The following is a 22017-nucleotide window of genomic DNA, read 5'->3' as shown; positions in this document are numbered from 1 at the left end:
CTATTTCAAATCCTTGTCGTTGCCCATTTTGTAACCCGCTTCTTTGTTCAATTCAAAATGATCCTTCAAACCAGAAGTTACATACACTTTATCGTCACGCGTGACAAAGATCGCCTCCGTGTCCTTCAACTCTTCAACATATTTCAAGCCGTCTTTGACTCCCATTGAAAAGACTGCGGTGGACAGTCCGTCGCCATCGATCGATTTTTTAGAGACGATCGTTACGCCGGCGATGTCATTGTCGAAGGGATAACCGGTCTTTGGATTAAACAGATGATGATACGTCTTTCCATCTGCTTCCAAGTAACGTTCATAAATCCCCGAAGTTACTAACGACATATTGCTCTCAGGAACACTTCCCAACACCACGTTACGTGCTTGATTTGGATCTTGAATTCCTACAGTCCAGTCTTCATTTTGATCACCGCGGGGACTGTGTCCCATCACAAAAACATTTCCGCCAAGGTCAATAATCGCGGTCGTTACATCATTTTCTTTCAAGACTTTCACGACTTCATCGGTAATGTAGCCTTTAGCAATCGCGCCCAAATCTAATTTCATCCCTGCTTGTTTCAAATAGACCGTCTTTTCAGCGTCATTAAATTCCACGTCATGATAATTCACCAATTTCAAGGCCTGATCAATCTCACTTTGTGCCGGTTTACGTGCATCAGGAAAACCAATTCGCCATAAAGATGTAATCGAACCGATCGCCATATCGAAGCCGCCTTTGGAATCCTGACTATATTTATAAGCTTCCTTCAATAAATAGTACATATCATTTGTTACTTTGACGGGTTTTATCCCTGCCTGTTTATTGATTTCATCGATTTCTGACCCCTCTTGGTTGACGGTGATCTTATCAGCCAATTCCTTCACTCGATTAAAGGCCGGCTTCAACGCGCTCTTCTTGCCATCATCGTAAATACGAATTTGGACATATGTACCCATTAAAAACTGTTTATCTTCATAAGGCTTTTCATTTATTTTCGGTTGACTGCTGCCGCAAGCCGCTAAAATAATTGTAATTAAACCAAAAAATAATACTAGTATGCGCTTCTTCACGTAACTACTTCCTTTATCTATTCAATATTTTTTTCACCTTATCATAGCGTTTTTCGGACAACTTTACCACGCCGATTTTTTAAATAGTAGACCTGCTGTATGCCCAGACTAATAAAGCATCATTGACAAAAAGGGTCTGTGACTGATCTGCCACAAACCCTTCAAACATTCCGTCATGTACCGGAATTATTTTTTAGTTACGATATTGTCCACTTGAATGGCAGTAGTGTTTCCTTTTTCAGCTGCGTTCACTAATTGTGAAGCATACGTTTGGAATGCGTGTGAAGAATGAGTCGCACCTGTCACAACTTCAACGTCAGCAGGAGCACCTTTTTCAACTAAACCTTTGTTTAATTGTTCAATGTATTCTTTTGGACCTACACCGCTTTTAGCCTTCATGTTCTTTTCATAATCCGCGTCATCTTTTTTAGATTTACCATCTTTGTCGATCATATCGAAGTTAGATTCAGTGATTTTTCCGCCAGCAACAGTCAAGCTAAACACTGTGCGGTAGCCGTTAGAATAGTTCTTTTCTTCTAATTTATACGTACCGTCTTTCAATGCTGCGCCGTTGTCGATTTCAATCGTGTTCGTATCGCCTGCTTGAGCAGCTTGAACTAATTGTTGTGAGTAATTTTTGAAGTTTTCACTTGAATGCGTTGCACCCGTAACAACTTCTACTGCATCTGGATTTTGCGTTTGTTCTAATGATTTATTCAATGCTGGAATGTATTCTTTTGGACCAGTTTTGGTTTTTTCTTTCATGCTTTTTTCGTATTCAGCATCTTTTTGTTTAGATTTCCCATCTTCATTCAGGTAATCATAATTTGATTTCGTAATTTTTCCGTCTTTAACTGTCATATCAAAAACAACCCGATAACCGTGATCGTAATTCTTTTCTTCTAATTTATAAGTGCCGTCTTTTAAATCGCCGCCCGCTTCTTTTTCTGCTGGCTTAACTGCTTCAGAAGAGCTCGCTGAAGAACTTGATGAGGCTTCCTTGTCATTATTTCCGCCACAAGCTGCTAAAGCCACTGTTGAAAATGCCACAACCGCAAACCCGGATACTATTTTTTTCATTTTCATGATTTAACTCCACCTTTTTCTTTTTTTGTGATTCATTAAACAAGAATCATTCTAAATCAGTTGTTTAATTTTGTACATCTTTTTTTACATATAACTTATATTTTCTAATTAATTTGTTAAAAAAAGACGGTTATTAGAGTAAAACAATTCTAATAGACAAAAAAATAAACTATATGTATAATGATATCGATTGTTCAGCTATTATCAATACATTATTATTGTGCAGTCATTATCAATTAAAGGGAGTGGATTATCAATGACGAAACAGAAGATTGTCGTTGTGGGTGCAGGGTATGCAGGTGTTGCAGCAACGAAATTCATGGCCAAAAAGTTAAAAAAAGACGACGTTGAGATCACCTTGATCGATCGTCACTCTTACCATACAATGATGACCGAATTACACGAAGTGGCTGGTGGACGGGTTGAACCCGAAGCTGTGCAATATGACCTACAGCGTCTATTTGCACGAAAGAAAAACGTTTCACTCGTAACGGATACGGTTATCGGCATCGATAAAGAGAAAAAAATCGTCAAAACCAAATTAGGAAAGTATCCTTTTGATCAATTGATCATCGGTATGGGCGGCGAACCTAACGATTTCGGTACTCCTGGTGTTAAGGAACACGGATTTACCTTATGGTCGATGGAAGATGCGATCAAGATCAGAAAACATATTGAAGATACCGTAGCTAAGGCGGCGCTTGAACCAGATGAAGCGATTCGCCGTGCGATGCTGACCTTTGTCGTCTGCGGTTCTGGCTTCACTGGAATCGAAATGATCGGTGAATTGATGGAATGGAAAGATGTTCTGGCGAAGGAACATAAGTTGCGTCCTGAAGAGTTTTCTTTAATGGTCGTGGAAGCCCTTCCGACTATTTTAAATATGCTAGATCGCAAAGATGCCGAAAAGGCCGAACGCTTCATGATGAAAAAAGGCATCCAGCTGACAAAAGGATCTCCCATCACACAAGTAACCGCAGATCACATCGTCTTAAAAGACGGTTCGCAAATTCCAACAAACACGTTGATTTGGACTGCTGGTGTTAAGGGTACGACTGATGCAGCCGACTTCGGATTAGAATCTGCACGCGGTCAGCGTCTGTACGCGAATGAATACATGCAGGCTAAGGGTTACGAAGACAAAGATATCTACATTGTTGGTGATTTAGTCCATTACGAAGAAAATGGCGATGGCAAACCAACGCCGCAAATCGTTCAAGCTGCGGAACAAACGGCTCACACTGCCGCAGCAAATATTGTCGCAAAAATCAAAAATACGCAAAAGCATGAGTTCAAGAGCAACTACCAAGGATTTATGGTTTCTATCGGTTCTAAATGGGGTGTTGCCAACTTAATGGACAAAGTTCACTTGGCCGGCTTCATGGCAATCGTGATGAAACACATCGTCAATTTGAAATACTTCTTTGATATGCGTTCTGGCTATTATATGTTCCAATACATGATGCACGAATTCTTCCATATCAAAAACGATCGCAATGTGACACGCGGACACTCTTCTCGTTACGGAAACGTTTTGTGGAGCGTTCCATTACGTGTCTTCTACGGTTCAATGTGGCTGATCGAAGCCTCGAAAAAAGTGGTTGGCGATGGCAGTTATTTGAATCCAAGCTCTTGGTTTGGCAGCGGCTCATGGTTTACTGATAAAGTCGTCTTCCCTTTCCCTTGGCTGCAAGAACAAGTCACAACTGGTGCATCTGCGGCGGGGGCTCATGCAGCTGAAGCAACGACGGCGGCAACTGGCGCTGCTGGCGGAGCAACGGATGCTGTAGCCGCGACCGCTACACAAGCAACACATTTTGGCTTCAACTATACCTTTGGTGAAAATCCAATGCCGGTCTTTGAAAAAATGCCTCACTGGTTCGCAAAAATCATGGAATTCATGATGCCGAATAAAGATGTTGCTTTATTCATGCAAAAATTCATGACCTTTGTTGAAATCGGAATCGCGTTGGCCTTGATTTTTGGCCTATTTACTTGGTTAGCCAATGCTGCTACGATCGGTTTAGTTATCGCCTTCTGTCTATCAGGTATGTTCTACTGGGTGAACATTTGGTTCGTACCCGTTGCTTTTGCTTTGATGAACGGTTCAGGTCGTGCTCTAGGACTTGATCGCTGGGTGATTCCTTGGATTCAGCGTACCGCTGGCAAATGGTGGTATGGAACGCCAAGATCGATTTACGGAAAAAACAGTTCGAACTAATTTTTATCACTAGTAAAAGAAAGTTCTAAGGGGCTTACCTACCCTCTTTAGAACTTTCTTTATGTTATGATAAGAAAAGCTTCATTAACTCGTTCGCTTAGCTAGATATCAAGAAAAAGGAGTGGAAGTTTTGAAACTGAAGGATTTTGCAAAGAATAGCCTGCTGCGGCCATGGGACGGCATTATCGTTTTAATCCTAGTTCTACTCTCCTTTGCTCCGGTTGTGGTCTTCAGTCTCAATCGTGCGACTAGTCCTACACAAGAGGCGGTTCTTTCAGTCGACGGGAAGAAAATCAAAACCTTCGATCTCACGGACAGCTCTCAGGCCTATACCTATCGCTACGAAGACGCAGATGGCGACTATAATTTAATCGAAGTCAAAGGCAAACGAATTCGTATTAAGGAAGCGGATTGCGGCGATCAAATCTGTGTACGACGCGGATGGATCGATCAGTCTGGCGAAACGATTGTTTGTCTGCCGCATAAATTATTAATCGAAATAAAATCCTCAGACGGAGGGGAACCCGGCAGTGTCATTTATTAGCTGCTTTCATTATGAATAAAACACAAAAGTTGATTTACATAGCACTCTTAGTGGCCCAAGGGGTTATCCTGGGTTTAATCGAGAATATGTTTCCATCGCCTTTCGCCTTTGCGCCAGGTGCAAAACTCGGACTCGCCAATTTAATTACGATCGTGGCCCTCTTTACGATGCCAAAAAGAGACAGCTTTCGCTTAATTTGGATGCGTCTGATTTTGACGACCCTTTTAGGCGGGACAATCTCGACATTTTTATATAGTATGAGCGGTTCAATGCTGAGCTATTTTGGAATGCTTTTAGTTAAAAGCCTTGGGCCTAAGCGCGTCAGCATCATTGGGATTAGCGCGGCCGGCGGTTTTCTTCATAATGTCGGTCAACTCTTAGTCGCTAGCTGGATTGCGCAATCCTGGACGGTCATGCTCTACTTGCCTGTCATGTCTTTCTTAGGCATTCTTGCGGGAATCGTGATCGGTATTGCAGGAAATTACCTGCTGGTTCATGTACAGGCGCTGCAAAAGTTCCAGCTGGATTATGAACTGACAAAGAAATCTAAATAAGGATCAGGAGGCTATCCGAAATGAAACTTCATCCTATGTGGCAAGACTATCCTGATCTTGCTAAACAATTAACTACCACACTGCAATTAATGGAAAATGTTGTCAAATTAAAAAATAAAAACGTTGAGTCGGCCGTTTTGGACATGATCCATGCTGGCGGAAAACTTTTACGCCCAGCCTATCAGCTATTATTCGCGCAATTTGGAACCGATCAAGACGAAAAAAGAGCCACTTCGCTAGCGGCTTCCATCGAAATGCTGCATACCGCTACCTTGATTCATGACGATATCGTTGATGAATCTGAATTGCGCCGCGGCCTGCCGACGATTCGTTCCGCTTTTGGCAATGACACCGCTGTTTATGCGGGAGATTACTTATTTATTTGCTGTTTCAAGTTATTATCCGATTACGCGACTTCATTAAAAAGTCTGCAGCTGAATTCTCGCAGCATGGAGAAAATTTTAGACGGCGAACTTGGTCAGATGGATGATCGCTACAAACTTGATCAAACGATTGATGAGTATTTGGAAAATATCTCAGGCAAGACCGCGGAGCTGTTTGCCTTGAGTTGTTTTGTCGGTGCTTTTGAAAGCGGCAATAGCGAACGTTTCGCAAAGAAAGCCGGGACCATCGGACACAATATCGGTATCGCTTTTCAAATAATGGATGATCTGCTGGATTATCAGGCCGATGCCGCGATGCTCGGCAAACCCGTTTTAGAAGATGTGCGGCAAGGAGTCTATTCACTCCCTTTGATTTATGCTCTTAATCAAGACAATCAACTGCTGCGGCCTTACTTGGAAAAGAAAAAGAATATGACTGACGAAGATACCCGGCAAGTTCAACGACTGGTTCATCAATTAGGCGGCGTGACCTACGCTCAGCAATTGGCGGCAGAATATACCGAACAGGCCCTCAAAGATATTCGCAAATTACCGGATAACTATTTTGACACAAAAGAAAAACTCGAACGCTTGACGAGCCAAATTTTATTACGCAAAAGTTGATACTAAAAAAACGACCAACAATTTGTTTGGTCGTTTTTTTTATTTATAAAATTATTTTTCGACTAATCCCAGACTCATACCGATAATCAGAATAACCAGTACGATGATCGTGATCGCCACATATAAATAATCTTTTTCTTTCGCAAAAGCGAAGATGGATACGACTACTCGCAAGACTGGCGTTAGAATCAGGCAAAAAAGTCCCAACATGATGAAGGCTTGCCCGTCCAATTGCATCAAACCTTGAAAAATCAGCGGCAAACTATTCGGTGCTTGCGCTGTGCTTGGTTGAAAGAATAATAAAATCATACCAATCAGAATAATCGTCGCCGAAACAATCACGCCAATCCGCAAAATATAGCCGATCGACCGTTCGATTTTCAGAATCTCTGCTTTTTCTTTGTCTTCCATTAGATGATCACCCCGAATCCGCGCAGTACCATTTGAATTCCCATAAACAATAAAATCGGAATAAAAATCAGTCGAATAACAATTGGTTTCAAGCGCTGCATAATCCGAGAGCCAATCGTTGCGCCGACTAAAACACCTAAAGCTAAAGGTGCCGCAATTTGCGGTAAGATCGCTCCGCTGAAAAAGTAGACCGTCGCAGAAGCCGCTGCGGTGACCCCCATCATTAAATTACTGGTGGCACTTGAAGGCTTCAACGGCATTTTCATGATTGTATCCATTGCCGTCACTTTGAATACTCCACTACCGATTCCCAGCAGCCCCGAAGCGATCCCTGCACCAAACATCATCGCAAAACCACCCGGCACTTTTTCGACTTGATAATCGATCTGCTCCTCTAAAACTTTATCATAGTAAGAACCATTCAGTTTCAACTTATCTGCCAGCGAATCCTCTGTTGCCTTTTTAACTTGCTTATTCGCTTTCCCGCGTAATTTTTGGATCATATTGCTGACTGAAAAAAGTAAAAATCCGCCGAATAAGATAAATAGAAAACCGGTCGGCACCACCCCTGAAAGCAGCGCCCCAACAATCGCTCCGATTGTCGTCGCGATTTCCAAAAACATCGCCACACGCAGATTCAGCATGTCGTCTTTCAAATAAGCGATCGTCGCGCCTGAACTCGTCGCAATGACGCAAACAATACTTGCGGCAATTGCATATTTGATATCCAGGCCCATAATCAACGTCAAAAAAGGCGTCAAAATAATTCCTCCGCCGATCCCTAAGATCGATCCTAAAATACCGGCCAATACACCGGTCACTAATAATAACCCTATCTGACTAAGCATAACTTCCCGCCCTTTCTGTTGCCATTATAGCGCAACTTTGTAAATAGTCAGATTATTTAGCGGTTGGATTAATTATTCCACTGAATGATTTAATCAAACATTGACGACTTTGATAAACAGTTCTCATCAATTACCTGCTAATTTTTTGCTACATTCAATTGTTTATGCAGGATCGTCTCTACACGATCCACCTCTTCCTGTGGAATTCGTTGATAAGATATCCCGTCTTGTCCGGTTATTCCATCACCAGTGAACCCTTCGCCTTGAACCTGCTGACTATCGATTTTTGTGAGACAAGAATGATAACCTGTCATGATTTTTTGCATTTGATCAAAGGTCAAATCAGTCTTGCCGTTCTCGCCGATTCCGTCCAAAATCTTTTGGTAGCTAAACAAACTTTTAGTCGACAGCATTTTAGCAATCAGCAGTTCCATGACCTCCCGCTGTCTGCCTTGGCGACCATAATCTCCGGTTGGGTCTTCGTATCGCATACGAGAATACTGCAACGCCTCCCAGCCATTCAAATGCTGTTTGCCCTTAGGATAATCGATTCCCTCCGCCGAAAATGCAAAATCATTATCGACCGTTACGCCACCAACCGCGTCAACCAATGTCTGTAATCCATCCATATTTACGGATACATAGTGATGGATCGGTATGTCCAAGAATTTTTCAACAGTGTCCATAATCATCTCAGGTCCGCCGATTGAATGAGCGTGGTTGATTTTATCCTGATAATCCGCGCCAACAATCTCCACGAAGGAATCCCGAGGAATACTCACCAAAGTGGTTTTCTTTGTTTGATTATTCAAGGTCGCCACCATAATCGTATTTGCCCGAAAATCTGTTTTTCGTTTTGCGTCATTGGCGATCCCTAAAATTAAAATACTCATAGGTTCTGAAGCTTCCGGAGATTTTAGTTTATTTTTTCGTTCAACCGGTGCATACATGGAATCCGCCATTTTTTGCGAACTGTGATAAAACTTTAGTGCAAAAACACTTATACCTGAAACCAGCACCACTAAAAATGCCAAACCGCTTAATAACATTTTTTGCCAAGAAAAAATTGACGCTCTTCGTCTCCTTCTTAAACCAATGGTATTCGGTTTCAAGTAGGGATAAAATAGGCCAGCACTGCCAAAGGTCAGACCGAAACCAAGGAATAATCCCGCTAAAACGTCACTGCTGTAATGCACACCTAAATAAATTCTGCCGCCGGTAATGATGATCAATGACAGGACTAATAAAATTTTTACTAGCGCCGGCATTTTTTTCTCACTAAAGGAATAAAGCAAGATCACCGAACAGATAAACGTCGCGATCAGCACAGAATGTTCACTAGGAAAACTATACGAGGAACGCGCAATATATTGAAGCTGGTCGGGACGTGCTCGCTGGATCAATTGTTTTAGCACAAATCCCGCTCCGCTCACACACAATAAATTGCCAAATAGCCAAATCACCCAAGTCCGCTGATGGACCCGCAATAAAAAGATTGCCAAAATACTAAAAATAATGATCATTGGACCGATCGTAGCCAATTTTGCTGTGGCCCCTGCAAAAGCGGTTAAATAAAAAATGTTCGGCAATCGATTTTGGATGAAAATGCCATCAAGGCCTTTCAGCCAATGGGCATCCATCGTTACAGCAATTGTCAGTATCAGCAGTCCAAAAAGCGCCCCGCCGCTGGCAATAAATAGTTTTTTTCGCATAATTATCCTCGTTTCTTCCACACTATTTTTCAAAATGAACTTGTTTTTTCTTTGAACCCCATCATGACTCCCAAACCAATGCCTAAAACAATCAGAGAGGTTCCCCCTTGACTCAAAATCGGCAAAGGAATCCCAGTTAAGGGCAAAACGCCAATCGCGGCTCCGATATTTTCGAAAATTTGAAACAACAAGCCAAAAACGAAGGCCACCGCCACGTAAAGATTTGCCTTATTATTCGTTTTTATCGCGGCCGAAAGAATCTGGTAAAACAGATAGAAATAAAGAAAGATCACAATCGTTCCGCCGATAAAACCAAAGCTTTCGCCAATCACCGTAAAAATCATGTCGGATTCTCGCACAGGTACATAAACCGCGGCCTGATCTGCGCCCCGACCAGTCAGCCCGCCTGATCCAATAGCGTACAAACTTTGAACCTGCTGGTAAGCAATCGAATCTTGGTATTGAAAAGGATCGACCCAAGCTCGAACACGATCCAATTGATAGGTTTTGAAATGCATCCCATAAAGCAGCTGATTGCCCCACTTGCTAAATACTAAAACCAGCAGCAGGCTTCCAATTGCCGCCCCGCTTCCGGTGATCACAGCAAGGATCTTCCAATGAACACCCGAAATAACAAACAAGGCACCTAAAATCGCGATAAAAACCAGACTAGTTCCAAAATCCCGCTGCATGAACATCAATAAAAAGGTCGGCAAACTATAAAGCGCGATTTTTCCAAGAAAGTAGAGATCGCTTTTCAAACTTCGCTGCCGACAGCGCATTTCATTGACTACTGTCAACCGCACCATAAAAAGTGTAAAACTCAGCTTCATTAGCTCCGAAGGTTGAAAAGAAAAGCTGCCGATGCGCAACCAGCGTTTCGTACTGGTCACAGAATACATGGCAGGATCATAAAACCAATACAAAAGTGCCATTACGCCTAGTGAAAGCACATAAAATAAAGGCGCATACTTCAATAGAGTCGCTGTTTTTATTTTACTGACTATCATCATCGCGACCAATGAGAGGACACAAAAAATGATTTGTTTCGTCACGACATTTTTTACATCGACCCCATCCAGCTCAGCCGCCATTGATTGCACGCCGATACTGATCAGATAAAAGAGCAGGATCGGTAAAAACAAAGCATAATTAAAATCATTGTTTAAGCGTTTCAACATGTGGTCGAACCTCCGAAGAAAATTTTAGGCAGACGCCTAAGGCCACTGAGAGCAGCAGGTAGCTCGTGCCCCCATAACTGATAAACGGCAATGGGACCCCCGTCATAGGAATCAGCCCTAGAATACTCGCAATGTTGATACTCGTCTGAATCAGCAATAAGGTTCCGACCCCGAAATAAACCAAACTCACCTGCTGGCTTGGTTCTTTGGCAGCCAGAACAAATAGACGAAGTGCGATCACAAAGAGCAGCGCCAGCACAATAAGTCCGACAATCACACCGAGCTCCTCGATCAAAATCGAATACACAAAATCCGTTTCTGCAACAGGCAGATAGCCCTTTTTAGTGATGCTGTTGCCCAATCCGCGACCAAAAAATCCGCCGTTATAGAGGGCGTAATAGGAATTGCTCATTTGAAATCCTTTGCCATAAGGATCTAAAAAAGGATCTCTAACCAAGCGAATCCGATCATAGGTATGAGCAAACAGTTCAGGCAAAAGAGAATGACTTCCCAAAAAAAGAATGATCCCTCCTACCAGTGCAATTCCTAGAAAAATAGCCAAAAAGAGGATCACGGTCAGCTGATACGGAAGCTGAGCCGTTGTAATAATCACTAGCGCAACGATCCAGAGAATGATCGCCCCCGTAACCTTCGGCTGCAATAAGATCAGCAGGCCGCTTAGAAAAACCAGCACACTTGGCGTGATCAGCTCGTGCCGAGATCGCTTCTTCCGAAAAAAATAAGCCAAGTAGAAAATCAACGCGACATTCGTTACTTCCGAAGGTTGAAACTGGATGCCGAATAACGATACCCATCTTTGAGCGCCATTGATACTCACACCACTTATTTTTACCAGCAACAGACTGAATAACCCAATGCCCAATAAAATCTTGACGGGTCTTCCCTTCAGCAAAACATCGCTTTTGACGCGATAGATCACTGCGATGACCAGCCAGCTGAGCACCATAAAAATGGCCTGCTTGCTGAATAACGACAATGGATTTTCTCCAGCTGCCATTAAGCGGTATGAACTCGCACTGAAGACAATTAAAAGACCGATTAAGCTAGTCCCTAAATAGGGCAACAACAATAGCCAATCGATCTGTTTTCTTTTCATCATGTTCATCTCTCCCCTTCATCAAGCAACTGTTCGAGACGAGAGAGTCCACTGTAAATAACCTCAAAAAAAAGACACCAAACGTTAGCAAAAAGAACTAACAAGTTTGGCGTCTCACACAATCTCATCGTCTGAGTTTTAGCACTAAACAACGTAAAGAAATTACTCTTAGCTATTTTATGAAAAGCCTTAATCCGACAATTCCTATTTTACACATTGGCGTCTTTCGACGTTTCTGCGCAATAGCCTATGTTTGTTTAGGAGCCTCACCTAACAAGTTTTCTTATATTTACTTTCACAACGAATACTACTTATTTTGCCATTAAATATCAAAACCTTTCGTAAATAATCCTAATTTCTTTAATTTTGCTTATAAAACAGTTTATGAAAAATTTACTAGACTAAACGTTTCCTTAATAGAAGCTTCTAATTCACTTTCCAGAGTGGTTATCATACAATAACAACCAGATAGATATCATGTAAGGAGCGACTCGAAATGACCAAAAATGTCTTTGAAAAAATGGCAGAAAGATACGATACTGCCGAACGAAAGAGTTTAGCACAAATTATTACGAAAGAAATTGAACCTGAATTTCACGGAAAAATCATGGATTATGGCAGCGGAACGGGACTGGTCAGTTTACCCTTAGCTCACCGAGCAGAAGAATTGATCCTCGTCGACGCCGCTGAAAATATGCTGGCTGTTGCCGAACATAAAATTCAACAACAGCGATTGACCAATGCGCGCGTGCTGCATGCCGACTTTACAGACGGAGCACCCAAAATATCTGTTGATACAATCATGATGTCTTTAGTACTGCTGCATATTCCCGATACGAAAAAAATTTTAACTGAATTATTTGAGCTTCTACCCAACGGCGGTAAATTACTGATCGTGGACTTCATGAAAAATTCCAGTGTGAGCCACCCGAAAGTTCACAGCGGTTTTGATCCGGCGGAATTGACCAGCCTATTAAAAACTATCGGTTTTTCTAAAGTAAACATCCATGACTTTTATCATGGTGAAAAAATCTTCATGAACCAAGCGGCTGATCTTTTCCTGGCAACCTGTTATAAATAAAATTCTTCCCTCTAAACTTTTAAAAGTTTAGAGGTTTTTTATTAAAAGATGAACAAAAATGTTCAAAATAATAAATTAAAAAAATAAAACTTGAACAGTTTAAAACTAAAAACAGTTTTATTATTTACTAGCTATATTATATTTATAAAGGAGTTATATTTGTGAAGAAAAGTTTATATATATTACTTGCCCACTCTATGGTATTAGGTACTTTTTCAGGCCTGCCATTAAAAAGTGCGGCGGAAGCAACGACTGATACTGCTGAACCCACCCAGTCGACCGCTTCTGATACGTCGTCTCCCGCTTATTCAACAGACAGCACTGTGCCTTCAACAGCAAGTTCTGTCATAAATTCGGATACCACACTTTCAACTAGTACGCCTTCGACGACTGAAAGCTCGGTTACTAGTTCGCAAGCAACAACAAGTTCAACGACGAACATGCCAGAAACACGAGCTTCAACTATAGCAGATTGGATGCCAGATCCAGTCTTGCAGCAGATCGTCGCAAAGGCCATCGGCAAGACAAAAGAAACCTTGACTCAAGAGGATATGCCAAAAGTCACTAGTTTATATATTCAAAATGCTGATAATGCAATCGCTAGTTTAAAAGGGTTAGAATTAGCTACAAATCTTGAATTTTTTTATATGAATTCCAATAATCAAATCACTGATTTCTCGTTATTGACTGCTCTGCCGAAATTGAAGCAAGTCTATCTGATGGGATCGAATGTCACGGATCAAAACGTTCCAAATTTCGGTGCTGGACTCACTCGTCTAAATCTATCTGGCACTAGTGTCACGGATAGTGTTTACGATAAAATCATTAAAATGACTGATTTGGAATCCTTAACTTTCGAATCGAATATGAAGATTACCACAATTGAACCGGTCACTGCACTGACCAAGCTCAATGAACTGCGCGTACAATTTTGCGGAATCACTGATTTCAAACCAATCAATCACATGCCCGCTCTTACTCAATTAGCAGCCTTTGGACAAAACACTGGCAGGAATGATCCAGCTACCGCAATCAATGCCAAAAATTTGAACTATAATGAAGAGCAGCAAACAATCTTTGTTCCCTTTTCAATCATGCCGAATCGAATGGTTAATTTTGATGGCTACATTCCACCCTTCAGTACTTCCAATAGTGACAGTCAAACGTATTTTGATTTCAACGGCGAACAGCTGCCGAGCAGTCGCTTAGCTATCACGGATGAAGGAATTACAGTTTCAGGTGTAACACAGGAAGAATTTAATCAGCTGAAAACCTTTAAGTACAATGCACGGTTGAATAACCCCGCTGGAACTTACCAAACGCCGGAAAGGTTCACTTTTTACGCCATTTCGTCCGGCACCTATTTGCATCAGTTTGACGTTCAGCACACGATCGAGTCGCCAGGTGTGACCGTCAAATATGTCGATGAAGCAGGCGATCCAATCCATCCAGAACAAAAAATCACTGGCAATGTGGATAAGGATTACGATGCAACAACTGAAGAATATCAGTTAGAAATTCCTGGATACTCCTTAGATAAAGATCAATTGCCGTCAAATATGATCGGTACGTTGACCGCCGATCCGCAAACGGTTACCTATGTTTACAAACGAAACGCTGTTATTCTGAAGGCGCACGATTCAACGATCACTGTCGGTGATGAATGGTCGGCGAAAGATAATTTCGATGGCGGCACTGATCCCAATGGGAATCCCATTACGATTGACGACGTTAAAGCCGTTGATGATGTCAATAATAAAAAGGTCGGAAAATATGAAGTTACCTATTCCTACAGCCGCGTTCCTAACAGAAGCTGGTCGGGCGATCAAGCTACCGCGACGGCAACAGTAACAGTCATTGATAAGGCCGAAGTAAAACCTGTCACAATCAAATACGTCGATTCAACTGGCAAAGAAATCCATAAGAAACAAGTTGAAACGGGTAAACTTGGTGAATCCTTTGATTTTTCTGATGAAAAGTACCAGCCAACTATCAAGGGGTATATCTTAGACAAAGATCAGCTTCCTAAAAATGCTAAAGGCAAATTTAGTGATCAAGCGCAAACAATAACTTACGTCTACAAAGCTGAAACGGCACCAACGACCGATACAACTACTAGCAGTGATTCAACGTCAACTACTGATACTAGCGCAACCGCTGAATCCACAACGACAGATTCAACAAATGCTGCTGGAAATATCGTAGACGGCAATTCAACTAAGAAACCCGGCAACCCTGCTGCAGCTGGTACACACACAACAACTCGCAAGCTGCCAAAAACTGGTGAAACAATCACGCCAAGTTATCTTATCGCAGGAATCGGCATGCTGATTCTATCAAGTATCTTATTGATTTTTAACCGTCGAAAAGCGAAATAAAAAAAATCCATCTAGCCGATTCAGCTAGATGGATTTTTTATATATTGTTTTCCAACCATGCTTGATAAAAATCTAATTGTTCCTGTGTGTGAAAAAAATGCTCCCCTGCTTCGAAAACCGTCAGAGAACATTGGGGCGCTTCAGAAAACCTTTCAATAGTTGCCCTTGTGGTCAAATTGTCTTTCCCGCCGTAAAGAATCTTTGTCGGAATCGTCCAGTTGATCGGATGAGCTGCAACATAAGTGTAATACTCCCAATCCAATGTTTTAAAGGGTGTCTCGATTTGTTTTTCTCGTTGCAGATCCTCTGGTGTCAGACCTGACCATTTCAACATATTTTCGATCAATTCTCGCATATCAACGATTGGCGACAAGAAAAAGCTTTGATCAATTTTCTTATTTTGACAAGCCATCATTGCGAAATAGGCCCCGATGCTGCAGCCAAATAATGAAATACTTTCTGCCTGCCGCCCTATCTCAACTAGTATTTTATCCGCGTCTGCTGTGACATTTTGCGGATTCAGTGGATAGTCCTCCGCTTTTCGATCCCCATGTTCTGGCAGGTCGAAGCTCCAAACTTGATAGCCCTTTTTTGTTGCTGTTTCCGCCAAAATTTGGATCACAGTATCCTCTTTATAGGATTGATCGCCGTGAAAGGCCAAGATTACCTTTTTACTCGACTCACCCCAACAGATAACTGGAATTCCTTGAATTTTCTTTGACTCTTTTTTCATTTTTTAGCCCTCCACAATTTGCAGGCCCAAACCTGCCGCGATAATCATCGCTTGATAGGAATCGACTTTCAAACCTTTCAGCTGCTCCATCGAAAAAGCGATCTTACTAAATTGATTGGTCGTAAAATCCAGGCCAGACAAGTTGGTCCGCATCCAATTACTATTATCCAACTCATTATTTTTCAAAAAGAGATGCTTCCAAGTCACTTCAAAAAATTCGCTATCGCCTAATTGACAGTTTTCAAAAGCTACATTTTTCAAGTTTGTCGCACTAAAGGAACCAAAACTGATCAGACAGTCTTGAAACTGGCAATCTCGCAAATAGCTCTCCGCAAAATTACAGCCCGTCAATTTGCAGTTTTCAAAAACAACTTGATGGAAACTCCCGCCGATCCATTCAAGATTGGAAAAATCGCAATTCTTAAAAATTACATTACTAGCCTCAAAGCGAACCAGTTTTGAACGCTGCATCGTGACTTTTTCTAAGATCGAACGACGCAATACCAGATTTTCACAAGTCAAATAGCTGTAGTCAAAATCAATGCCGTGAACCTCTTCAATAATGGCTTCGTCTTCCAGATAAAAATCTTCAGAAAAATTTTTAGGTAAAATCGGTGGTGCCGGATAATTTTTGATCATTGCCTTACTCCTTGTATAGTCATATATTTTATTTTTCATCCCGCTGTCGATCATTCCTCTGAACCTAAGGAATGTCTAAATTTTCTGATCTTACTCAAAAAAACCGACAGCCTAATAAATTATTCATGTTCTCAGTTTCCCATAAACGCTACAAATTCTCTAGCCCTAAATGACTTTTCTATCCGATAGAGGCTGAAAAGAGCTTTTTGTTTTGAAGAATGATAAAATCTAGCAATGAGGTGAATCTATGAACAATAAAATCAAAGAATGGCTGCCCGTAGTCATTCTCATAGTACTAATTTTTCTTGCCAGGATGTTTGTTTTTTCTCCAGTAAGAGTCGAAGGCCATTCCATGGACCCGACGCTGCATGACAAACAACGATTGATTACGTCTAAAATATCCAATTTAGAGAGGCAAGATATTATTACGACGAAAGAACCTGATGACACAAATCTTTATGTGGTGAAACGGATTATCGGCCTGCCCGGTGATCATGTGGTGATGAAAGATAACGTTCTAACGATCAATGGAAAGAAATATGCGGAGCCGTATCTGGATGAGTTTAAAGAGAAATTCAAAAAAGATAAGCTTGCTGATGAATATTCCTACAGTACCGCGTTCCAAGAACAGGCAGCAAATGCCACCAGCTTTACGACTGATTTTGATGTGACCGTTCCTAAAAATCAGTATTTTGTTTTAGGTGACAACCGGTTGATTTCCAAAGACAGCCGCATCTTCGGCTTCGTCAACAAATCATTGATCCAAGGAAAAGTGCTCTTGCGTTTCTGGCCATTAAACGAATTCAAAATATTCTAAGCAAAAAGCCGCGACGCTTCCCGCCGCGGCTTTTTTGTTTTTCTCGTTACTTAATGATTTTTTGAGAAAGAATTTTCTTAGGATTCAATACTTCTACATGATGGATCTGTTCGATCTCCAGATGCAGCATCCCGCGTTCCTCCTCGTTCAAATATATTCGTTCTTCTCGTTGTCCAACGATTTTTCCCACAAGGTCATCTAAGAAATTCCCTTCGCTGTCCAAAGCCTCCAATTGAATAGCAATCCGCTTATTTTGCAGATACGCCCTTTGCAGGGTCTCGCCGATTTCTTCAACGGTCATTTGTTCCTTTTCATCATTAATCCGATTGCGTTCTTTGGACTCTTTATCCAGCACCGCAGTATGATCTGATAAATAAAACCCGATCCATTTCATCATCCCGCGATCCTGATACACCCGCTTGGCGTCCATAAATAGTTGTTCCGCACTTTCATCATCATAAATCATGATTAATCCATCCCTTCCATTCCGCCCGCATGACCGCCGACCAACCCAGCTCGCTTGATTGCGGTTGCTCCTTCATTTAACGAATGAGCACGGACGATCGACGTGAACTTGTAGCGGCTGCGAATTTGCGCAATGACCTCATCAATTTTCTCTTCTTTGATCGTCTGCTGCGGATCTTCAAACAGATTTAGCTGCAGGTTTCCTGCTGGCCGCAAGGAAGAAACAGTAATGGAAATATTTCGCACTTCCGAATGATCCCAATATTTTTCAAACAATGAAAATGCAACACGCGTCAGCTCTCTTGCTTGGTGGGTTGGCGGAATCTTCACCTGATGATGAAAACCGCCGCGCTTTCCGCTGCCGAAATAAGCATAAGCCATTCCCAAATGCAGCGTTCCGCCCAAAACATCCGCCTTGCGCAAACGTTGAGCGACCTGTTCGCAAATTTCAGCCACAACGGTCAAAATATCCGCCTTATGCGCATAATTTCTCGGTAAAACTTGGGAGTTTCCAATCGATTTTTCCTTAGTAGGGTACAAATCTTTTTGCGACAAAACAGAACGATCGATTCCCCAAGCATGCATATAATGCTGCATGCCCATTACACCAAAATGGTTCTTCAAAACAAAAGGATCTGTGTGAGCCAAATCTCCCATCGTTTTCATCCCCATCATTTGATACCGGCGTTCCATTCGACTGCCGATTCCGCAAAAATCACTCAAACGAAGCGGCCAAATTTTTGCTGGGACATCCTGATAGTGCCATTGAGCAAAGCGCTCTTTCTCATGCTTCGCTTCATTATCCATCGCGATTTTCGCTAATAGAGGATTGTCCCCCATCCCCAACGACGTATAAATACCAAGCTTATCAATAATTTCAGCCTGAATTTTTTTACCCACTTCTGCCGAGCTGGCACCAAATAAATTCCAGCTGTGAGTCAAATCACCAAATTGTTCATCGATGCTATATGTATGAATATCTTCTTCTGCCATATACGAACGAAAAATTTCTTGGATGCGCATGTGGTATTGAATATAGAGCGTCATCCGCGGCGGCACGATTTTAAGGTCAGGATGATTGGGAATTTCAAAGCCGCGACTGACATTACTGATGCCTAAAACCTCTTTCGCTTTCGGACTTGCAGCCAGAACCAATCCTGCGTTCTCTCGATCGCCGCTCATTACGACTAATAATGTTTCTAGCGGATGCCAACCATGCTCAATACATTCAACGCTGGCATAAAAACTTTTGGAATCCATACAAAAAATATCTCTAACGGGCTCTCCTTCGTAAACATTCATCAAAACCACCTCCTAAAATACAAACATATGTTCGCTTTTAGTTTAAGTTTATTCTGATTTTTTGTCAATCATTTACGCATAAAGATCTGACGAGAAAAGCAGCAAAAAAAAACTGTCCTAAGCCTTCAACACTTAGGACAGTTTCATTAAGTAAAGCTATGCTACTTTTTTACAAAAATTGCCTCCAAAACACTATAAAAGATTCCTGCCATGACAAAAATCATCCAGCTGTAGCCCCATGAATGCGTCAAGAACGACCAGCTAAAGTAAATCATCACAATAATTGGCCAGTAAACACGTTCCAGCAAATGCTTCGTACGTGCTGAATCGCCGTACTTTTCCTGCATTGCATTTGGTCCCAGCGTATCTTCATCTGCAATAAAATATTTTTCCTTGATAAATTTATCAAAGCTGCTGAAAATGATACTGCCGTAAATAATCAAGAATACCCCGATTGCCAAAAAGAAGAACATAACCGGAATACCGTATTCCGCATACGTAAACATTTGGAAAAAGAAGATCGGCGAAACACTCAATACACACAAACAAATACCAAATACTAAACTCACTTGAAAACTTTTTTGATACCCTTGTTTTAATTTTTGCGCTTCTTTATTTAAATCAACCGAAACATAGCGGTCATTCAAGGCTAAGCCATTTTTCGAAAATTGCATCCCATTATAAATAATGATCCCGACACTGATCGCTATGATAATGAAGAATAGTAAAAAGCCCATCATTTCAGCCCCACGTGTGCTTAGTCCAATCAATGTTCCAACCGCTAACAAACAGCCGCTGATTCCTAGGCTCAAGCCCTTTGCGTCTCTCTTGCGACCCATTAAATATTGAATCATTTCTTCTTCTTCAATCGCGTTATCTGGTTCCTTTTCACGCGTCGCAAATTCTAATTCTTCTCGTAATTCGTCGACAGAACCAAATTCACTGATAACCTGTCCAATCGCTTCGTGTTCACTTTTTCCCTCGTCTAATAATGCCAAATAATGATCTTCCATAATCGTCAAAATCTCTTGCTTTGCTCGTTGCACTTCTTTCGTATTGGGAAATTCGAGAAACAATGTCTCAACATAATTTTTAATCGTATCCATTTTTTACCCTTCTTTCATAAATCGGTTCACTACTTTTTTAGTTTGCTGCCACTCATCCCGTTTCTCTTCTAAAAAAGTTAGACCTTTATCTGTAATCTGATAATAAGTTCGCTTTTTTCCATGAGTAACTTCTCCCGGATAAGATCGGATATAGCCATTTTTCTCCAAACGATTAAACGCGGAATAGAGTGTCGTCTCCTTGATAATATAGACTTCTTCACTCACATCACGAATTTTTTGGGAAACAGCATAACCATACGAATCCCCATCCTTCAGTACGGACAAGATGATGACATCATTGTAGCCGCGAATTCCATCGCTCGAAATCATTTTGCCACCTCCTGAAATTACTTCATCTGTCGTTGTAATCATTGTACGACAATTACTACGACAGGTAAAGTAAAATATTTCAGAATTATTGAAAAAATGTTTCTAGTGTGTCAAAATCAACAACGGAAAGCTATTCGGTTGCTTTTTACTTTGTCTGCTCCAAAGTCTTAAATAATAAGCAGGCCTGATCTAAAGGTAAAAAACAGCTTCAACGATCAACGGACTCATTTTCATGATTTTTGGAAAATAAGTTCTTTAAATAGAAAGAGGAAGTACAATCCATGAAAAAAATCGCAATTATTGGCGGCGGCATTATTGGTATGACGCTGGCAAATTATTTAGACCCAACAAAATATCAGGTAACAGTGTTTGACGAACCGACCGGACAAGCAACTAAAGCCAGTGCCGGAATCATTTCTCCCTGGCTTTCAAAACGCCGAAACCAACAATGGTATCGGCTGGCCAAAGACGGCGCAGCCTTTTTCCCAAAATTGATCCAAGATTTCCATCTGGATCATACCATCTATCAGCGATCTGGCACGCTCCTCTTACGTCCAGAAAAACAATTGGATGAACTTTTAGCATTAGCGGAAGAACGAAAAAAGGAAGCTCCAGAAATTGGTCAAATCACCCTACTGTCTGGCAAACAAACACAGCAGGAACTGCCGTTGTTAAAGCCTTTCTCCGCTCTAAAAATCAGCGGCGGCGGTCGTTTAGATGGCAAAGCCTATTTACTCTGGATGCGTAAAAAGGCCGAAGAAAAAGGTGTCGGCTTTATTTCCCAACGTGTTCAGTTAGCGAATGCTCAAACTGTCATCGCTGGAGAAACACAGAAAACTTTCGATCAACTTATTTTGACTGTCGGTCCGCATTTAAAAGAACTGCTGACTCCCTTAGGTTACCAAGTAGATTTACGTCCGCAAAAAGGACAGCTTTTAGTTTTCCAAACGACCTTTAAAAATAGCGGGAACTTCCCCGTCGCCATGCTGGACGGGGAAGCGGATTTGATCCCCTTCTTGGATGGAAAAATTTTGTTGGGAGCGACACACGAAAATGACGCCGCTTGGGATTTGGCAGAAACTCAAGAAGCTTTTGATCAGCTTACGCAGGGGGCTCGTCGTTTCCTTGCTGATCCAGAAAAACTATTAGCGGCTCCTGCTCATTACCGTGTCGGAACTCGCGCATATACCTCTGACTTCGCTCCGTTTTTCGGTCAATTGAATGATCAACTGCTCGTCGCTAGCGGATTAGGTTCCTCTGGTTTGACGACTGGACCATATATCGGTTATTTGCTGGCTCACTATTTAAATACCGGCGCAGAAAATTGGCAAGACTATCAAAAAGAATTGTCGAATTATATTCGCTGATACTAGCAAGCCGCAAAAAAAGACGCTGGAATCCTCTTGAGATTCCAGCGTCT

The 22017-nt window shown here is 41.7% G+C and carries 21 protein-coding genes and 1 riboswitch; of the genes, 8 read left to right on the top strand and 13 right to left on the bottom strand.

All coding sequences use genetic code 11. The features are described from left to right. Both I585_RS11705 and pplA read right to left on the bottom strand, forming a co-directional pair. The gene (locus tag I585_RS11705) at nt 1-1065 is read right to left on the bottom strand and encodes an FAD:protein FMN transferase (RefSeq protein ID WP_010741993.1); all 1065 of its coding nucleotides are present in this window, start codon (nt 1063-1065) and stop codon (nt 1-3) included. A gap of 186 nt (nt 1066-1251) precedes the next feature. Further along, nucleotides 1252-2151 carry an extracellular electron transfer flavoprotein PplA gene (gene pplA, locus I585_RS11700; protein ID WP_010741992.1) on the bottom strand — a complete coding sequence of 300 codons (900 nt, stop codon included), beginning with the start codon at nt 2149-2151 and terminating at the stop codon, nt 1252-1254. A gap of 256 nt (nt 2152-2407) precedes the next feature. Between pplA and I585_RS11695 the strand changes: the two genes are divergently transcribed. From I585_RS11695 to I585_RS11680, 4 genes are all read left to right on the top strand, one after another. Then, nucleotides 2408-4372, top strand: coding sequence for an FAD-dependent oxidoreductase (locus tag I585_RS11695; RefSeq protein ID WP_010741991.1), 1965 nt, complete (start codon nt 2408-2410; stop codon nt 4370-4372). Nucleotides 4373-4502: 130 nt separating this feature from the next. After that, complete coding sequence (locus I585_RS11690; protein ID WP_010741990.1) at nt 4503-4916, top strand: NusG domain II-containing protein; 414 nt, start codon at nt 4503-4505, stop codon at nt 4914-4916. 11 nt (nt 4917-4927) lie between these two features. Then, complete coding sequence (locus tag I585_RS11685) at nt 4928-5470, top strand: Gx transporter family protein (protein WP_010741989.1); 543 nt, start codon at nt 4928-4930, stop codon at nt 5468-5470. A 20-nt stretch (nt 5471-5490) separates the two neighbouring features. Then, on the top strand, nt 5491-6477 hold the full coding sequence (locus tag I585_RS11680; protein WP_010741988.1) for a polyprenyl synthetase family protein: 987 nt from the start codon (nt 5491-5493) through the stop codon (nt 6475-6477). Between the two features lie 51 nt (nt 6478-6528). Here the strand turns inward: I585_RS11680 and I585_RS11675 are convergent, their stop codons facing one another. The 5 genes from I585_RS11675 to I585_RS11655 form a co-directional block, all read right to left on the bottom strand. Then, nucleotides 6529-6888, bottom strand: a complete 360-nt coding sequence (locus tag I585_RS11675; protein WP_010741987.1) for a DUF1634 domain-containing protein — start codon at nt 6886-6888, stop codon at nt 6529-6531. Continuing rightward, the gene (locus I585_RS11670) at nt 6888-7736 is read right to left on the bottom strand and encodes a sulfite exporter TauE/SafE family protein (RefSeq protein ID WP_010741986.1); all 849 of its coding nucleotides are present in this window, start codon (nt 7734-7736) and stop codon (nt 6888-6890) included. Before I585_RS11670 ends, I585_RS11675 begins: the two co-directional genes overlap by 1 nt. A 137-nt stretch (nt 7737-7873) precedes the next feature. After that, nucleotides 7874-9448, bottom strand: coding sequence for a phosphatase PAP2/LCP family protein (locus I585_RS11665; protein WP_010741985.1), 1575 nt, complete (start codon nt 9446-9448; stop codon nt 7874-7876). A gap of 29 nt (nt 9449-9477) precedes the next feature. Continuing rightward, nucleotides 9478-10629 carry an FtsW/RodA/SpoVE family cell cycle protein gene (locus I585_RS11660; RefSeq protein ID WP_010741984.1) on the bottom strand — a complete coding sequence of 384 codons (1152 nt, stop codon included), beginning with the start codon at nt 10627-10629 and terminating at the stop codon, nt 9478-9480. After that, nucleotides 10607-11749 (bottom strand): FtsW/RodA/SpoVE family cell cycle protein, encoded by a 1143-nt coding sequence (locus I585_RS11655; protein ID WP_010741983.1) that lies wholly within the window; start codon nt 11747-11749, stop codon nt 10607-10609. Before I585_RS11655 ends, I585_RS11660 begins: the two co-directional genes overlap by 23 nt. Nucleotides 11750-11862: 113 nt before the next feature. Next, a riboswitch (M-box (ykoK) riboswitch) is annotated at nt 11863-12031 on the bottom strand. Between the two features lie 211 nt (nt 12032-12242). On the opposite strand from I585_RS11655, the gene I585_RS11650 reads away from it, so the two are divergent. Together I585_RS11650 and I585_RS11645 are read left to right on the top strand one after the other, a co-directional pair. Beyond that, nucleotides 12243-12827: a class I SAM-dependent methyltransferase gene (locus tag I585_RS11650; protein ID WP_010741982.1), complete on the top strand. Its 585-nt coding sequence runs from the start codon at nt 12243-12245 to the stop codon at nt 12825-12827. Nucleotides 12828-12988: 161 nt separating this feature from the next. Continuing rightward, nucleotides 12989-15205: a MucBP domain-containing protein gene (locus I585_RS11645; RefSeq protein ID WP_010741981.1), complete on the top strand. Its 2217-nt coding sequence runs from the start codon at nt 12989-12991 to the stop codon at nt 15203-15205. Between the two features lie 37 nt (nt 15206-15242). Here I585_RS11645 and I585_RS11640 read toward each other — a convergent pair whose 3' ends face one another. Both I585_RS11640 and I585_RS11635 read right to left on the bottom strand, forming a co-directional pair. Continuing rightward, nucleotides 15243-15938, bottom strand: a complete 696-nt coding sequence (locus I585_RS11640) for an alpha/beta hydrolase (protein ID WP_010741980.1) — start codon at nt 15936-15938, stop codon at nt 15243-15245. Nucleotides 15939-15941: 3 nt separating this feature from the next. Next, the gene (locus I585_RS11635) at nt 15942-16577 is read right to left on the bottom strand and encodes a pentapeptide repeat-containing protein (protein ID WP_010741979.1); all 636 of its coding nucleotides are present in this window, start codon (nt 16575-16577) and stop codon (nt 15942-15944) included. Nucleotides 16578-16824: 247 nt separating this feature from the next. Between I585_RS11635 and lepB the strand changes: the two genes are divergently transcribed. Further along, complete coding sequence (lepB, locus tag I585_RS11630) at nt 16825-17394, top strand: signal peptidase I (protein ID WP_010741978.1); 570 nt, start codon at nt 16825-16827, stop codon at nt 17392-17394. A gap of 46 nt (nt 17395-17440) precedes the next feature. On the opposite strand, the gene I585_RS11625 is transcribed toward lepB, so the two are convergent. The 4 genes from I585_RS11625 to I585_RS11610 all read right to left on the bottom strand — a co-directional run bounded on the left by I585_RS11625 (nt 17441) and on the right by I585_RS11610 (nt 20597). Next, entirely contained in the window at nt 17441-17860 is a 420-nt protein-coding gene (locus I585_RS11625; RefSeq protein WP_010741977.1) for a hypothetical protein, read from the bottom strand. Nucleotides 17861-17862: 2 nt separating this feature from the next. Next, nucleotides 17863-19161 (bottom strand): Y-family DNA polymerase, encoded by a 1299-nt coding sequence (locus tag I585_RS11620; RefSeq protein ID WP_010741976.1) that lies wholly within the window; start codon nt 19159-19161, stop codon nt 17863-17865. 161 nt (nt 19162-19322) lie between these two features. Then, nucleotides 19323-20267: a permease prefix domain 1-containing protein gene (locus tag I585_RS11615; RefSeq protein ID WP_010741975.1), complete on the bottom strand. Its 945-nt coding sequence runs from the start codon at nt 20265-20267 to the stop codon at nt 19323-19325. Nucleotides 20268-20270: 3 nt separating this feature from the next. Beyond that, complete coding sequence (locus I585_RS11610) at nt 20271-20597, bottom strand: PadR family transcriptional regulator (protein ID WP_010741974.1); 327 nt, start codon at nt 20595-20597, stop codon at nt 20271-20273. A gap of 281 nt (nt 20598-20878) precedes the next feature. Between I585_RS11610 and I585_RS11605 the strand changes: the two genes are divergently transcribed. Next, nucleotides 20879-21964 (top strand): NAD(P)/FAD-dependent oxidoreductase, encoded by a 1086-nt coding sequence (locus I585_RS11605; protein ID WP_010741973.1) that lies wholly within the window; start codon nt 20879-20881, stop codon nt 21962-21964. Nucleotides 21965-22017: the final 53 nt, after the last annotated feature.

It is taken from the genome of Enterococcus malodoratus ATCC 43197, assembly GCF_000407185.1.
In the GTDB taxonomy this organism is placed as follows: Bacteria; Bacillota; Bacilli; order Lactobacillales; family Enterococcaceae; genus Enterococcus_A; species Enterococcus_A malodoratus.
Note: the sequence above shows the minus strand (reverse complement) of the source record. Positions and strands in the feature narration are given on the sequence as shown.

Bases quoted from the DNA above. Each gene is read 5' to 3' on its own strand.
- I585_RS11610 (WP_010741974.1), bottom strand. From the start codon at position 20,597: ATGATTTCGAGCGATGGAATTCGCGGCTACAATGATGTCATCATCTTG.
- I585_RS11680 (WP_010741988.1), top strand. From the start codon at position 5,491: ATGAAACTTCATCCTATGTGGCAAGACTATCCTGATCTTGCTAAACAA.
- I585_RS11695 (WP_010741991.1), top strand. From the start codon at position 2,408: ATGACGAAACAGAAGATTGTCGTTGTGGGTGCAGGGTATGCAGGTGTT.
- I585_RS11670 (WP_010741986.1), bottom strand. From the start codon at position 7,736: ATGCTTAGTCAGATAGGGTTATTATTAGTGACCGGTGTATTGGCCGGT.
- I585_RS11665 (WP_010741985.1), bottom strand. From the start codon at position 9,448: ATGCGAAAAAAACTATTTATTGCCAGCGGCGGGGCGCTTTTTGGACTG.
- pplA (WP_010741992.1), bottom strand. From the start codon at position 2,151: ATGAAAATGAAAAAAATAGTATCCGGGTTTGCGGTTGTGGCATTTTCA.
- I585_RS11675 (WP_010741987.1), bottom strand. From the start codon at position 6,888: ATGGAAGACAAAGAAAAAGCAGAGATTCTGAAAATCGAACGGTCGATC.
- I585_RS11650 (WP_010741982.1), top strand. From the start codon at position 12,243: ATGACCAAAAATGTCTTTGAAAAAATGGCAGAAAGATACGATACTGCC.
- I585_RS11655 (WP_010741983.1), bottom strand. From the start codon at position 11,749: ATGATGAAAAGAAAACAGATCGATTGGCTATTGTTGTTGCCCTATTTA.
- I585_RS11685 (WP_010741989.1), top strand. From the start codon at position 4,928: ATGAATAAAACACAAAAGTTGATTTACATAGCACTCTTAGTGGCCCAA.
- I585_RS11625 (WP_010741977.1), bottom strand. From the start codon at position 17,860: ATGATTTATGATGATGAAAGTGCGGAACAACTATTTATGGACGCCAAG.
- lepB (WP_010741978.1), top strand. From the start codon at position 16,825: ATGAACAATAAAATCAAAGAATGGCTGCCCGTAGTCATTCTCATAGTA.
- I585_RS11620 (WP_010741976.1), bottom strand. From the start codon at position 19,161: ATGAATGTTTACGAAGGAGAGCCCGTTAGAGATATTTTTTGTATGGAT.
- I585_RS11615 (WP_010741975.1), bottom strand. From the start codon at position 20,267: ATGGATACGATTAAAAATTATGTTGAGACATTGTTTCTCGAATTTCCC.
- I585_RS11640 (WP_010741980.1), bottom strand. From the start codon at position 15,938: ATGAAAAAAGAGTCAAAGAAAATTCAAGGAATTCCAGTTATCTGTTGG.
- I585_RS11605 (WP_010741973.1), top strand. From the start codon at position 20,879: ATGAAAAAAATCGCAATTATTGGCGGCGGCATTATTGGTATGACGCTG.
- I585_RS11635 (WP_010741979.1), bottom strand. From the start codon at position 16,577: ATGATCAAAAATTATCCGGCACCACCGATTTTACCTAAAAATTTTTCT.
- I585_RS11660 (WP_010741984.1), bottom strand. From the start codon at position 10,629: ATGTTGAAACGCTTAAACAATGATTTTAATTATGCTTTGTTTTTACCG.